This is a genomic window from Verrucosispora sp. WMMA2121, assembly GCF_027460185.1.
Classification (GTDB): domain Bacteria; phylum Actinomycetota; class Actinomycetes; order Mycobacteriales; family Micromonosporaceae; genus Micromonospora; species Micromonospora palythoicola.
In genome coordinates this window covers 4,531,121-4,544,161 of record NZ_JAPZBH010000006.1, presented here as the reverse complement: position 1 = coordinate 4,544,161, position 13,041 = coordinate 4,531,121, and the positions used below count along the sequence as shown (strand labels likewise).

15 protein-coding genes are annotated in these 13,041 nt (G+C 68.4%); 6 read left to right on the top strand and 9 right to left on the bottom strand.

Annotated features, from left to right (window positions below):
• Nucleotides 1–130 precede the first annotated feature (130 nt).
• Nucleotides 131–1,150: an aldo/keto reductase gene (locus O7605_RS29275; protein WP_269742198.1), complete on the bottom strand. Its 1,020-nt coding sequence runs from the start codon at nucleotides 1,148–1,150 to the stop codon at nucleotides 131–133.
• 145 nt (nucleotides 1,151–1,295) lie between these two features.
• On the opposite strand from O7605_RS29275, the gene O7605_RS29270 reads away from it, so the two are divergent.
• The gene (locus tag O7605_RS29270) at nucleotides 1,296–1,883 is read left to right on the top strand and encodes a TetR/AcrR family transcriptional regulator (RefSeq protein ID WP_443083974.1); all 588 of its coding nucleotides are present in this window, start codon (nucleotides 1,296–1,298) and stop codon (nucleotides 1,881–1,883) included.
• Between the two features lie 82 nt (nucleotides 1,884–1,965).
• Here O7605_RS29270 and O7605_RS29265 read toward each other — a convergent pair whose 3' ends face one another.
• The 3 genes from O7605_RS29265 to O7605_RS29255 all read right to left on the bottom strand — a co-directional run bounded on the left by O7605_RS29265 (nucleotide 1,966) and on the right by O7605_RS29255 (nucleotide 5,418).
• Nucleotides 1,966–2,628 carry a hypothetical protein gene (locus O7605_RS29265; protein ID WP_269742197.1) on the bottom strand — a complete coding sequence of 221 codons (663 nt, stop codon included), beginning with the start codon at nucleotides 2,626–2,628 and terminating at the stop codon, nucleotides 1,966–1,968.
• Between the two features lie 15 nt (nucleotides 2,629–2,643).
• Nucleotides 2,644–4,377 carry a hypothetical protein gene (locus O7605_RS29260; protein ID WP_269742196.1) on the bottom strand — a complete coding sequence of 578 codons (1,734 nt, stop codon included), beginning with the start codon at nucleotides 4,375–4,377 and terminating at the stop codon, nucleotides 2,644–2,646.
• Nucleotides 4,378–4,527: 150 nt separating this feature from the next.
• Complete coding sequence (locus O7605_RS29255) at nucleotides 4,528–5,418, bottom strand: alpha/beta fold hydrolase (protein ID WP_269742195.1); 891 nt, start codon at nucleotides 5,416–5,418, stop codon at nucleotides 4,528–4,530.
• Between the two features lie 245 nt (nucleotides 5,419–5,663).
• On the opposite strand from O7605_RS29255, the gene O7605_RS29250 reads away from it, so the two are divergent.
• Nucleotides 5,664–5,987 carry a VOC family protein gene (locus O7605_RS29250; RefSeq protein ID WP_332317192.1) on the top strand — a complete coding sequence of 108 codons (324 nt, stop codon included), beginning with the start codon at nucleotides 5,664–5,666 and terminating at the stop codon, nucleotides 5,985–5,987.
• 120 nt (nucleotides 5,988–6,107) lie between these two features.
• Here O7605_RS29250 and O7605_RS29245 read toward each other — a convergent pair whose 3' ends face one another.
• On the bottom strand, nucleotides 6,108–6,458 hold the full coding sequence (locus O7605_RS29245; protein ID WP_269742194.1) for a hypothetical protein: 351 nt from the start codon (nucleotides 6,456–6,458) through the stop codon (nucleotides 6,108–6,110).
• Nucleotides 6,455–7,132 (bottom strand): hypothetical protein, encoded by a 678-nt coding sequence (locus O7605_RS29240; RefSeq protein ID WP_269742193.1) that lies wholly within the window; start codon nucleotides 7,130–7,132, stop codon nucleotides 6,455–6,457. Before O7605_RS29240 ends, O7605_RS29245 begins: the two co-directional genes overlap by 4 nt.
• Nucleotides 7,133–7,428: 296 nt before the next feature.
• Between O7605_RS29240 and O7605_RS29235 the strand changes: the two genes are divergently transcribed.
• A complete protein-coding gene (locus O7605_RS29235) occupies nucleotides 7,429–8,088 on the top strand; it encodes a class I SAM-dependent methyltransferase (protein ID WP_269742192.1) in 660 nt (219 codons plus the stop codon).
• 244 nt (nucleotides 8,089–8,332) lie between these two features.
• Here O7605_RS29235 and O7605_RS29230 read toward each other — a convergent pair whose 3' ends face one another.
• The gene (locus O7605_RS29230) at nucleotides 8,333–9,280 is read right to left on the bottom strand and encodes a helix-turn-helix transcriptional regulator (protein WP_269742191.1); all 948 of its coding nucleotides are present in this window, start codon (nucleotides 9,278–9,280) and stop codon (nucleotides 8,333–8,335) included.
• On the opposite strand from O7605_RS29230, the gene O7605_RS29225 reads away from it, so the two are divergent.
• A complete protein-coding gene (locus tag O7605_RS29225; RefSeq protein ID WP_269742190.1) occupies nucleotides 9,236–10,297 on the top strand; it encodes an alpha/beta fold hydrolase in 1,062 nt (353 codons plus the stop codon). The genes O7605_RS29230 and O7605_RS29225 overlap by 45 nt on opposite strands.
• 63 nt (nucleotides 10,298–10,360) lie before the next feature.
• On the opposite strand, the gene O7605_RS29220 is transcribed toward O7605_RS29225, so the two are convergent.
• Nucleotides 10,361–10,768, bottom strand: a complete 408-nt coding sequence (locus tag O7605_RS29220; protein ID WP_269742189.1) for a hypothetical protein — start codon at nucleotides 10,766–10,768, stop codon at nucleotides 10,361–10,363.
• A 146-nt stretch (nucleotides 10,769–10,914) separates the two neighbouring features.
• Between O7605_RS29220 and O7605_RS29215 the strand changes: the two genes are divergently transcribed.
• Nucleotides 10,915–11,202 (top strand): DUF2277 domain-containing protein, encoded by a 288-nt coding sequence (locus O7605_RS29215; protein WP_269742188.1) that lies wholly within the window; start codon nucleotides 10,915–10,917, stop codon nucleotides 11,200–11,202.
• Nucleotides 11,203–11,254: 52 nt separating this feature from the next.
• Here the strand turns inward: O7605_RS29215 and O7605_RS29210 are convergent, their stop codons facing one another.
• Nucleotides 11,255–12,202 (bottom strand): hypothetical protein, encoded by a 948-nt coding sequence (locus O7605_RS29210; protein WP_269742187.1) that lies wholly within the window; start codon nucleotides 12,200–12,202, stop codon nucleotides 11,255–11,257.
• Nucleotides 12,203–12,392: 190 nt separating this feature from the next.
• On the opposite strand from O7605_RS29210, the gene O7605_RS29205 reads away from it, so the two are divergent.
• Nucleotides 12,393–13,001, top strand: a complete 609-nt coding sequence (locus tag O7605_RS29205; protein ID WP_269742186.1) for a histidine phosphatase family protein — start codon at nucleotides 12,393–12,395, stop codon at nucleotides 12,999–13,001.
• Nucleotides 13,002–13,041 lie beyond the last annotated feature (40 nt).

Below are 13,041 nucleotides of genomic sequence, written 5' to 3'. Positions count from 1 at the left end.
GAGCGGCCAGCAGCCATCGAGACTCGGGGATCAATTCAGACCGACCGGCCAGGGCCGCTATGTGATCGACGCCTCGGCGAGACTGCCCACGGCGTCGGCGGTGTCGGCGAAGGGCAGGCATCCGGAGTGGTCAGCGGCGGCGCAGCGCCGGCTCGAGCAGAGCGGGCGGGGTGTCGTTCTTTTCCTGAGCGGCGAGGTCGACGCCGGGAGCCACGATCGCGTCGATCGCGTCCAGCACGTCGGCCGAGAGCACCGTGTCCGCGGCGGCGAGCTGCGAGCTGAGGTGGTCCATCGTGCGGGGGCCGATGATCGCGCTCGTCACGCCCGGGTGCGCGGTGACGAAGCCGAGCGCGAGCTGGATCATGCTGAGGCCGGCCTCGTCGGCGACTGTGGCGAGTTGCTCGACGGCGTCGAGCTTGGCGCGGTTGGCGGGGATGCTGACGTCGAAGCGCTGCTGCATGAAGCCGGAGCGGTTCGTGCTGATTTCCTGTCCGGCGCGGATCGCGCCGGACAACCAGCCCGATGCCAGCGGGCTCCAGGCCAGCACGCCCATGCCGTACTCCTGCGTCGCCGGCAGCACGTGGGTCTCGATGCCACGCTGCAGGATCGAGTAGTTCGGCTGCTCGGTCACGTACCGGCTCAGACGTCCCTCGCGGGCGGCCCACTGTGCCTGCACGATGCGGTAGGCGGGGAAGGTCGAGGAGCCGAAGTAGCGGATCTTGCCCGCGCGCTGCAGGTCCGTCAGCGCCGACAGCGTCTCGTCGTCGCTGGTCGTCGGATCCCACCGGTGCATCTGGTAGAGATCGACGTGGTCGACGCCGAGGCGGCGCAGGCTGTTCTCCAGTGCGGTGACCAGCCAGCGGCGGGAGCCGCCCCGCTGGTTGGGGCCGTCGCCCATCGGCAGGGTCGCCTTGGTGGCCAGGACGACGTCGTCGCGGCGGCCGGTGATGGCCTTGCCGATGATCTCCTCGGACTGGCCGCCGCTGTAGGCGTCGGCGGTGTCGATGAGGTTGATCCCCGCATCGAGTGCCGCGTCGACGATGGCGGTGGCGTCGTCCTGGGTGGTGTTGCCGATCCTGCCGAAGTTCATTGCGCCGAGTACGAGGGTGCTGACCTGCACACCAGTGCGACCCAAGGGGCGGTACCGCATGACTGTTCTCCTCACAGACGTCCGGCGGTGTTGGTTTGTGGCAGCCCGCCCGGTTCATTATGCTGAACAAGCGGAGCGGTGTTCCGGTAAGTACGATACGGAACAGCGTTCCGGATGCCAAGCGAGGTGACGGAGGTAACTCGACGTGGCCGATATCGACAGCGGCTCGGAGCAACCGGTCCCGCGCAAGCGGGCCGACGCCCGGCGCAACGAGAGGGCCCTGCTCGACGCCGCCGCCGCGGCGTTCGTCACCTCCGGCGTCGACGTCCCCGTGCGGGACATCGCCACGCGGGCGGGCGTCGGCGTGGGCACGATCTACCGCCACTTCCCCAGCCGAGCCGACCTCATCGTCGCCGTCTACCGGCACCAGATCGAGGCGTGCGCCGAGGCGGGGCCGGCCCTACTGGCCGACAGCGACACACCGCACGCCGCACTGGCGCAGTGGATCGACCTGTTCGTCGACTTCCTGGTCACCAAGCACGGTCTCGCCGCCGCGCTCCAGTCCGACGACGCCGCCTTCCAGACCCTGCACGCCTACTTCCTCGACCGGCTCGTCCCGGTCTGCGACAAACTCCTCGACGCCGCCGTCGCCGCCGACGAGATCCGACCCGACATGGACGCCTACGGCCTGCTACGCGGCGTCGGCAATCTCTGCATCGGCGCGGGCAACGACCCCCGATACGACGCACGCCGCCTGGTCGACCTCCTCGTCGCTGGACTTCGCGTCCGATAGGTGACCGGATCGGACCCGTGATTCACCACGGCGGCCGGTTCCCGGCCTGCTCATCGCCAGTGCGTGCCCGAGCTCCAGGGAGCTACATGTCGTACGGCAGGGACAACGCGGCCGCCGTCGCGGCCGCGTTCCGGGCGAGGGCCTCGCGGCCACCGGCCGGGCCAAGGGCGATCACCGCACGAACGCGTGCAAGGCTCTCCTCTTTCCAGGGCAGCGGGTGCGGCTTGGAACGGTTCAGCTCCCCGGCCTCCTCGGCCTGCGCTGCCGCGACCAGCGCCGCGTCCCAGTCCCCGCGGATCACATGCAGGTAGACGAGTTGCTCGGACGCCCGCATTTCCGGGGCGCTCAGGCCACGCTCCGCCTCCCGGGCCTCCCGCTCCAGCTGGTGAGCGAGGAAGCCCTCCACATCCCCGTAACGGTCCAGGAACGGAACACCCTCCCGCAGTACGGCGTCCCGGATGTCGGCCATCACCGGTTCGTAGCCAGCCAGGGCGTCTGGCTCAGGGAACACGCCATCCAGGCGCCGTGAGCACGTGTATCCGTCGGTCATAGGCACCGCGAGCAACCAGACGATCACCTCCACCTGGAAGGTGGGCCGTTGGCGCAGTGGTGGTAGCGGCTGCACCGTCTGGGCGGTCCAGCCGACCAGCCCTCGCACCAGCCGGCCGTCCGCAGCCCGCCAGCCGTCACCCAGGGCGGGTAGCAGGTACCCGTCGACGGCCTTTTCCCATTTGCCGACATCCACGTGATCGTCCCCTCCTCAGCATCGAACCGTGATCGCAGGAATGCTCTGGTACCTTTCCGGGAGCTGCCTCTTGAGGTCTTCGTACCACTTGAGCTCGAGCCCTTTGGCGCCGGTCTTCAGATCGAGGAAGAGCTCCGGTTCCAGTTCGCTCACGCCGAGCACTACATCCGGTGCCTTGGCGCCCTTCTCCCAGCCCTCCCGTCCGGTGACCGGATTCTTCCACCGTCTGGCGAGAGACTCGTTGAGGTAGCCGACCTCCGCGAACAGGTTGGCCGACGCCGGTTCCGCGTCGACGAGTTCCGCGAGCCGTCTGTGCACCCGGTCGCCCCAGTGCTGCGCGGACTCCCCGGGCCACCGCTGCACGTCAGCGCAGGCCTGCTTCGCGAGCTGTTCGACACGGGTCCTTGCTTGCTGCTGCCGGGTGTTCAGGGTGGGCGGGCTCACGCCGGGCGGCAGATACTCGTGCGACTTGTTCGGCGGCTTGACGCCCAGCGCGCCATTGCGTTCGATCTCGTCGGCGAAGTCCGCAGCCATCTTCTTGGCGTCCGCCGTGGTCACCGCCCGGGCGACCGCCGTGTACGCGGCGTAAATCTGGTGGGTCTTGGGATTCCGAGCGGGCGGAATATAGTACGACGCGCGGCATCGGGCCGTTTTGGTGTCCTTCGGCTTCATGGTCAGAACCACTGGGCAGAATTTCACCAGCTTGCCGTCCAACGTCATGGTGATGTCCACCTCGACGGTGACCTGCTTACCGATCGTCACGTATTTGGACGCCGACGTCACCCTGCTGCGGAGCTTCAGGTTCGCGGTGCAGCCGCTGGTGGTGCAGGGGCTGAGGCTCGCCTTACCGGTAAGCGACACCTGGACGATACTGTCGAGGGCCTGCGACAGTACGCCCATTTGACGCTTCACCTCGTCGAACAGCAACTGTCGCTCGTCGTCGGTGAGGACCTCCAGCGTGGCCCGCAACTCGACGTCACTGACCCGGTATGCGATCGGCTGGAAGCCGCCCCCCGACTCGGTCACCGGAACGGTGCTCACTCCCAGCAGCTGCTTGGGTTCGGCCGTGCTGATCAGGTACGTGACACCGCCGAGGACCACCGCTTGCGCCTCGACGCCGTCCACCGAGTGGATCGCGCCGAGTTCGGGTGACTCCTCCTGCTGTGGGTAGCCGTTCTCGTCGATGCTCGGCACCATGCCGGTGGCGAACAGAGCAGGTGCCAGGACGTCACCGAAGTCGAATCCGAATAGGTCGCCGGGTACGCGCACCCACTGCTTGGCGAAGTCCTTCTCGCGTCCGTCGGTGATCCCGGCCTTCCGCCAGAACGCGGCGCCGACCTGGATGAAGGTGCGATCGCTCAGGTCCAGGATCTCGGCGGTCTGGCCGCCGGTGGTCAGCTTGCCTCGCACCGTGCCCTCATTGGTCACCCGGACGTCCATGCGAATGCGGTCGCCGTCCGGTCCGGTGAACGACCCCTCGTACCGGATCGCCGGCGTGGTGAGCAGCCGCTCGGCAGCCCGCCTCAACTCCTGGTCGGCGGTGTTCGCCGCGGCCTGTGCCTCGGTGACTCGTGCCTCCTCTTCACTGAGATCACCGGTGATGCGGGGCACGACGATGATCGCGCTGATCGCGCAGATCAGCAGGATGGCCAGGGCCGAACCACCGATCAGCAGCCCGATCCGTCGCGGCCGAAACGGCGCCGGCACTGGCGAAAAAGGCGGAGGTGATGGGGGCGTCGGGGAGTTCATGACACCTCGATTCATCAACGACGAGCAAGCACCAGTCAATGTAGAAGCTGCGGTAAATACCGGGTGGTGCCGCTGATCTGTCATACCAATGCGTGGGTGTCGCGTGAGGTCGACGAGGTCAGTGCGGGATCTGTAGCCGCGATCCGAGCGTTACTGCGGACTTGCGGGTTCGCGGTGAACGTGGCTGGGAGTCTGGTGACTGTGTTGCGTCAGGAAGGCGGTCACCGCTTCACGGAAGTCGTGCGGGTTCTCGACCCACGGCAGGTGGCCGCAGCCGGCGAGGCTGACCCGTCGGCTGTTCGGCAGCGCTTCGTGCAGTGAGTCGACGGCCCAGCGGGGGCGGATGTCCTCGGCGCCGTCGATGATCAGTACGGGCAGGTCGAGCGTTCGGCACCGCACGACCAGGTCGGAGTCCTTGAGTTCGTGCTTGACGTCGGCGTTGAGGGCCTGGTTGCAGTCCTGGTTGATGCCCAGCCATGGGGTGGCCATACGTTCGGCGTGCCGCAGGGCGGTGCCGGGGTCGGCGAAGTCGGCCGACCATTGCAGTACCGCCCGTTCGCGTTGTTCTGCGGGCGTGCGGGCGTGGGCGCCGAGCGTCTCCCAGCGGTCCAGATGGCGACCGAGCCGCTGTCTCAGGTTCCGCTGGTAGTGCGGGTGCCAGCCGCGTTCGGGGTCGATGCCGGTTCCGGACACGTAGATCAGGTGGCTGACCCGTTCGGGGTGCTCGATGGCGTACCGCAACGCCAGGTGCGCACCCCACGAGTGGCCCAGCAGCGCCATGACCGGTCCGGCGAGTTGGTCGCGTACCGCGTCGAGGTCGGCGACGAAGCGGGCGACACTGTACGGTCCGCGCCGCTGCGAGCGTCCACAGCCGCGCTGGTCCCAGCGGATGGTGCGGGCATGCTCGTCGAGCAGCCGGCCGACCGGGGCGAGGTAGTCCCACAGGCCCGGACCGCCGTGACAGAGCACCAGCGGCGGCCCGGTGCCGGACTGCTCGGCCCACAGGTGGCAGTTGTCGTCGCTGCGCACGTCCAGGCCCATGGCGACAGTATGGCGGTTCGTGCCGGGCCGCTCTGCGATGTCAGACAGCCGCACTGGAGATCGCCGAGACGCACTCGTCCAACACGTTCCGCCGATCGGGCGTGCTGTTGCGGCACAGGCGTCGGGGTGGGCCGACGCTCGGTCGTGCCCGATGACAGCGTGTCGTAGCTCGCGTACGTTGGCGCCGTGGCGACTTTCTGGACCTTGGGATGTGACGCCGACGATCCCCAGCGGATCGCCGCCTTCTGGGCGCTGCCCTCGGCTACGTCAAGGAATCCGGTTTCGACGAGCCCGACAACGCCTCCATCGTCGATCCGGATGGCCGGGGCCGCGCCATCGGCTTCCTCAAGGTGCCCGAGGGCAAGTCCGCCAAGAACCGCATGCACATCGATATCCGGGTGGCCGGTCCAGGCCCCTGGGACATGGCCGAGCGCACCCGACTGATCCGGCAGAAAGTGCCCGAGTTGGTCGCCGCCGGCGCGACGGTGGTCCGTGAGCAGTGGTACGGCGACGACCTCGGGCACGTCGTCATGCATGACCCCGAGGGCAACGAGTTCTGCGTCGCCTGATGCCATGGTCAGCACCACGTCTCGGCATCCGGAGCGCTGCCCCGAAGCGCCCGCTACGCGCCGCCATGGCAGCTCGTCTCGCCGGCGTCTGAACCTGCCGGTGCGAACGCACTGGAGCGGTCACTTCACGTAGGTCACGTTCATGGTGCCGGTGGCGAGAAAAAAGGGTGATGGCACAGCGACACGTCGTGCGTGAGTCATCCGCAGTCGGGCGGCCTGCCACCAGGATTCGACGTCGTAGGTGCCGGTGACGAAGACGAGTCGTCGCCTGCCGGAGAGCGGGATGACCGAGGGGCCACAGACTCCGCGCGCCATCCACGATGGGATGGCGGGCGCGGCGGTGTCGAGAACGCGTTGTGGCGTCGACCAGGCCGCGCGGTCCGGCGACGGCGTCGCGGCTCGCATCACCCACAGTCCCTGGTCGGGGTAGGGCGTGGTGCCGTGCAGGTTGGTACCGCGGGCGAGTGTCATCTCCCACCCGTCCGGGTCGGGTAGACCGCGTTGTCGAAGTAGCCTTCCTCGGTTGCGGTGAAGCGGCGGGAAGGATCCCACCGGATACCGTCGGTGCTGTCAGTCACGCGCAGCTCGTAGTCGGGCTGCTCACCGGGGGCGACTTCGTGCGGTGTGGCGAGAAACCACATTCGGTAACCGCTGTCGACGGCGATGACGAGCGGTTCGAGCACGCTGGGTCGGCCTGGCCATCCGCGCAGAACCGGCGCCGCGTGTCGCGCCCATCGCCCTCGGGGATCCTGGGTGAGGACGCCGATCACGTACTCGCTGCCCCGGCCGTAGTGTCGTGCGCCGCCGCGGCCCGCGTAGTAGATGCGCGCACCGTGTGCATGGTGGGGTGGCACGTAGCTCGGGGTGTGCATGCCGCCCGCGTCCCACGCCCCTTTGGGCGGGTCGGCGATGATCGGACGCCGGTCGAGCACCCAGCCGGCCTGCTCTGGTCCGGTGTCGGCGGGCAGGCGTGCCTGGTAGAGCCGGTTACGGAAACTGGTGGAGAACCCGCCGATGAACATGACCCAGCGGCCGTCGATCAGATGGACGTCGGGGTCGCTCAGCCCGAGGACCCCGCTCGGCATTCTGGTACCGAGCATGTCCCAGATCGGTTGCCCGGTGACCGGACCCGGCGCAGATGCCATGGCAGACTCCTCAGTGAGCGCGCCTCAACGCGGACTCCCCTGAGCGCCAGGTAGGTCACCGTGAGCCTAACGGTTTGCGCGACGTGACGCGACATGCCGGCTCGTCCGCACCCGGGTCGCCGACCGCGACGCCGGTGCGGTCAGCCGGCAGCGACAGGAACGGTTCGCGTCGCCTGGACATCAACGACCTGACCCGCCGGCGTCAACAGGGGCCTCCGGCGCTCCCTTCTGCTCGGCTCTGCGTTCTGAGGTAGGTTCGCCGCCACGACGGCTGAGGACGGGAGGGGCAGCGGGGGATGGACGCCGGTACGGAGGAACTGCGGGACGCGCACAATGTGTTGTCGGAGTGGTATGCGGAGAACCTGGTCGGGGTGCTGGAGAGCATGCCGGTCGAGCGGACGATGCTCGACCTGTTCGCCGAGCTGACCTTGACGGTGGGTGTGGCGGTCGCGGACGTGGGCTGCGGCACCGGGCGACTCCTTCCGTACCTCGCGGGCCGGGGCCTGGCGCCGTGCGGGGTGGATCTGTCGCCCGGGATGGTGGAGGTGGCGCGGCGGGAGCATCCGGGTTTCGGGTACGCGGTCGCGGATCTGCGGGAACTGCCGTTCGGGGACGCGTCGCTGGCCGGGGTGGTGTGCTGGTACTCGTTGATCTTCCTGGCGCCGGACGCCCGGGTACGGGCGTTCGCCGAGTTGGCCCGGGTCGTGCGGCCGGGCGGCTACCTGGTGGCGGCGTTCAAGCACGGCGACGGGACCGGGCATCGCAACGGTCCCGGTAGCCGCGTCGGCAGTCTCGGCGTCGACTTCGATCGGTACTGGCTCTCGGCCGGCGAGATGGCGGACCGGTTCTCCGCGGCCGGGTTTGCCCTGGTCTTCCAGGGCAGCACCCCGCCCGAAGAGGTAGAGCCGCCGCACGGGTACATGCTGGTCCGCAAGACCGGCTCCACGAACGCGTAGTGCGGGGATCCGCCGCGAGTCGGGCTCGACCAACGGCTGAGGGACGGATCAGCCGGGAACCGTGCACTCGATCACGGCGATGGGCGCGCGTTGCAGCTCTACCACTGTCCGGCGCGGCCAGGGACAGGTAGGTGTCCACCAGCTCCGAGCCACGCGTGCGCCGATAGTCGGCCGGGTGGAACAGCGCCGCAATCAGATCGTGTGCCGGACGATGGGGGTCGTCACGCCGCTGGTGCTGCCGGTCTCAGGCGTATCGCTCGACGAGCATGTTGCCGATCGAGGCCAGATGGTCGCGCACAGCCGGCGGGCCGGTGACGTCGATCCATTCGACCAGCCCGGCAAGCTCGCCAGCGAGTGTGTGTTCGTCGTTGCCACGGATCACGACCTCGATGCGGCCGTCGGTCGTGGCGCCTCCGACTTCGAGCCGACCGCCGAATCCGATCCGGAGTATGCCTATCGCCTGGGGCGCGCACACCGCCCGGGCATCGAGTGGTGTTCGTTTGCGATCGACGTCGTCGGCGATCACGCGCCAACTCTCGGCGAGGTCGAAGTCCTCCGGCCGGTGCACGGGGTCGCCGGTCGGGTCGGCGGATGACACGCGGTCGATCCGGAAGCTCCGCCGACCGGCCTCGGTGTTGGCGACGAGGTACCACGACTGGCCTTTGGCGACGATGCCCAGCGGGTGGACGGTTCGCTCGGTTGCGGCGCCTTCGCGGTCGACGTAGCCGAGCCGGACCTGGACGCCGCGGATCACCGCGTCCTGGAGCGCATCGAGGAAGCGGGGTGGTCGGGGCTCGATCCGGCTCGCTCCCCATCGTCGCGGGTCCAGCACGAGCGACGACGCTGCCGTCTCGGCCTGTACCCGGAAGGGTTCCGGTAGGGCGTGGACGAGCTTGCGTAGCGCCGCTTTCACGGCCGGCGTCGCCGCCGAGGCCGGGCCGGCGACCAGGAACAGGGCACGGGCCTCACTCGCGGTCAATCCGGACAGGTCGGTGCGGGCGCCGCCCACGAGGCGCCAGCCGCCGCCCCGGCCCTGAACGGAGTACACCGGCACCCCGGCCATGCCCAGGGCGTCGAGGTCGCGACGGGCGGTGCGTTCGGAGATCTCCAACTCTCGGGCGACCTCCGCTGCGGTCACCTGCTCGCGATGTTGCAGCAGAAGGAGGATGGCCATCAACCGGTCGGCCCGCACTCGGACAACTCTCTCAGGGAAACCGGTCAGGAGGTGACCGGTTTCGCTGTGCAGGATGCCGGCATGACTACCGACTTTCCCGAGCCCACCCGCGTTTCGGTCAACGGTGTGGAGCTGGAGGTGTTCGAAGCCGGCCGGCAGAACGCGGGGAACCCCGTCGTGCTGTGTCACGGCTGGCCGGAGCACGCCTTCTCCTGGCGCCATCAGATGCCCGCCCTCGCGGCGGCGGGCCACCACGTCATCGTTCCGAACCAGCGGGGTTACGGCAACTCGTCCCGCCCGACCGAAGTCACCGACTACGACATCGCACACCTGTCGGGCGACCTCGTCGCACTGCTCGATCACTACGGATACGACGATGCCACCTTCGTCGGTCACGACTGGGGCGCGGCCGTCGTCTGGGGCCTGACCCTGTTGCATCCGGGCCGGGTCAACAAGGTGATCAACCTGAGCCTGCCGTACCTCGAGCGCGGCGACCGACCCTGGATCGAGCTCATGGAGGATGCGCTCGGTAGCGACTTCTACTTCGTCCACTTCAACCGGCAGCCGGGCGTCGCGGACGCCGTGTTCGAGGAGAACACGTACCAGTTCCTGCGGAACCTGTACCGCAAGGATGTGCCCCCCGCGGAGCCGGGACCGGGCAACGCGTTGATCAACCTTGCCAGAATGGAAACCCCGCCCGGTGAGCCCATCATGAGCGACAGCGAACTGGCCGTCTTCGTCTCCGCCTTCGAATCAACAGGGTTCACGGGCGGCATCAACTGGTACCGCAACCTGGACCGCAACTGGCGGTTGCTGGCGGACGTGGACCCCGTCATCCGGCAGCCCGCCCTCACGATCTACGGCGACCGCGACACGGTCGCGAGATCTGAAAGATTGCCACAATTCGTGCCGAACGTGGATGTGGTCAGTCTGGACTGCGGTCACTGGATCCAGCAGGAAAAGCCGGAAGAAACTAACCAGATTATCCTCAAGTGGCTGGACCAGCGGTGTCGTCTAGCGCAGCAGGAGATCTGAACCGCCCCGGGTTCTGTGGAGTCAATACAAGATCCGGGGCGGTTCAGGGGCCCGCGCTTCGGCTCAATCCCGGGTGAAGCGGGCGCCAAGAAGGTGCCCCAGTGCGGGGCCGAGGATCTCGTGTGCCGGATCAACCTTCAGCCACAGCAACTTGTGGCGGCTGCCGTCATCCATCTTCAGCGCCAGCCGATCCGTCAGGATCCCGCGGTGCAGCCGGGCCTCAGCTACCTCATCGAGCGGGATCACCTTGTTGGTCCGGTGCGCGGACGTGATGTCCCGCAGAGCCAAGGACGACGCCGGCACCTCGGGCAGCGGGACGGGGACCGTACGGCCGTCCTTGTTGGCGCGTGTCTCGCGGAGGGTCAGCCGACGTCGGACCAGATGACGTGGCAGCAACCACAGCTCACCATGGATCCAATCGGCCCATCCAGTCGTGCAACTCCTACTGATCAGCCGTGCTGTCTCGTCCACGGCGACACGCTAACGAACCGCGATGGGTAACCTCCTTCGCGTACCCCACGTCGTGTCCGGTCCGACACCAGACCGCGGCCGACAGTGGTCATCGGCGGGCCGAGCGACGAGGCCAGCCAGGTGGAGCTGCGTGGCATGGTAGGGACATGTGCAGAAACATCCGCGTGCTTCACAACTTCGAACCGCCGGTGACCGACGATGAGATCGAAGCCGCCGCCCTCCAGTACGTGCGCAAGGTCAGCGGCGCGACTCGGCCCTCGGCGGCCAACGAGGAGGCGTTCGGTGAGGCGGTCCGCGCCGTCACGGCGGCCACCCGGACACTACTGGACAGCCTCGTCACGAAGGCGCCTCCCCGCGACCGGGACGTGGAGGCGGCCAAGGCGAAGGCGCGCGCGGCCGAACGGTACGGGTCTCAATCGACCGCCTCGCGCTGATCGGCGCCGAAGGTAGCTGCCGGTCAGGAAACCGTCGGGTGCGCCGTGCCGCCTACTGTCGGGTGAGAAGATTGCGGCGTTCGGTGTCGATCGTGGCGAGTTTTGCGGCTACCTGGGTTGCCCGTTGCTCCAGCCGGGCTTGCACGTCGCGCACCAGTCGCATGGACCGGGCGACGTTCTGCTCGGCCTGCTTGATCCGATCTCGTACCGCGAGGTCGGTGAAGATGTTGTCGAACCAGACGTCGACGAACCGGGTCAGGCCGTCGACTGCCAGCTGCGGGGCGGTGAGCGCCACCCCTGGGACATCGGCGAGTTCGGTGCGCAGCACGGCGAGACAACGATCGGCATAGGCTGCGGCCTGGGCCGCCTCGTCCAGCCGAGTGTGTTTGATCGCGCTGCTGATCGCACCGCCGCCGAGAAACGTGTCATAGGCTGACCAACCGGACGCATTACCGAGCTTGTCCCGTACCTGGGACAGGGCGCGCGAAGCGGTGTGCGCGGCCTGCATGGCCTCGGTCACCTCGTGCGTCTCACTGGTGAGCCGGCCCCGCTCGGCAGCCAGCTCCAACAGTGGCGCACGGCGCGGGTCCCCGGAGCCGGCCAGGTATCGCTCCTTGTCGTCGAGTACGGCGGCATAGGTGCTCGGCGCCCCGGCGAGCTGACGCAGCCGCGCCTCCGCCGCGCTGTGCTCCCGCCGTATCGCCTCAAGCCGGCCCTCGGCCTCGGCCACCCGATAGCGTGCGGCCTCGGCCTCCGCACGTTCACGCGCCAGCGTGTCGCCACGGGCACCGCGCAACGAGACCAGCACCCGGGTCAGGGACAGACCCTCCAACCGCTCGACGTCCTCCCGCTCGCGGGCGTGCCGTGCGCGCAACGCGGCGAGCTGCGCGGTCATCTCCTCCGTGCGCCGGCGCAGTTCCGCACTACGCCGGGTGGTCATCTCGTACTCACGGAGCGCTTCGGCAGCCGAAGCCAGCCGATGTTCGATGTCGTCAGCCACACCACCCATCTGACGACAGCGGTGCAAGGGCACAGTTGGCGGTTCATCCGCCGGCGCGGTCGCGGGTGACCGGGCGGCGGCTACCGGAGTGGGGTGGGATGCTGGAGGGCCTGGATGGCGCCGGACGTCGCACTGGCGGGCAGGAATCCCCTGATGCGGAGCAGGAGGCAGAGTGAGGAACCTGTACGTCGTGACGCACCCAGAGGCGACGCACCACGTCGATGGACTGGTCGGTGGGTGGTTCGACTCTGACCTGACTGCCCGGGGCCGCGCGCACGCTGACCTGATCGCGCAGGTGCTCGCCGACCGGTTGTCCTCTGCTGCCGGCGTCGAGGTGTTCTCGTCGGACCTGCTCCGTGCCCGGCGGACAGCGGAGACGATCGGTGAACGGCTCGGATCGAGCGTGGTGCTGGACGCCGACCTCCGTGAGAAATCGTACGGTGAAGCCGGAGGACGCCCGCAGGCGTGGCTGGACGGACGGTTCGTGCCGCCGCCCGCCACCGGTGAGCGGATGCGTCATGACGAGGGCATATCCGGCGCGGAGACGAAGTGGGAGCTGGCCGTACGGGCCTACGCCGCGCTGGAGGGGATCCTACGGTCGAAGGTGGAGCATCAGGTTGTGGTGACCCACGGGGGAACGGCCACGTTCCTGCTCGCGGCCTGGATCGGCATGCCCCTCGGCGCGGCGGGTCTGGTGGGCATCCGCTTCTCTGCTGGCGGCATCACCCACCTGCGCGAGGACGACTACTTCCACAACCGCTGGATCGTGCAACTGAACGACACCCACCACCTGGCCTGAGGGCGGATTCGACCGCATTCCGGCCTGGGCCTTGTCGTCA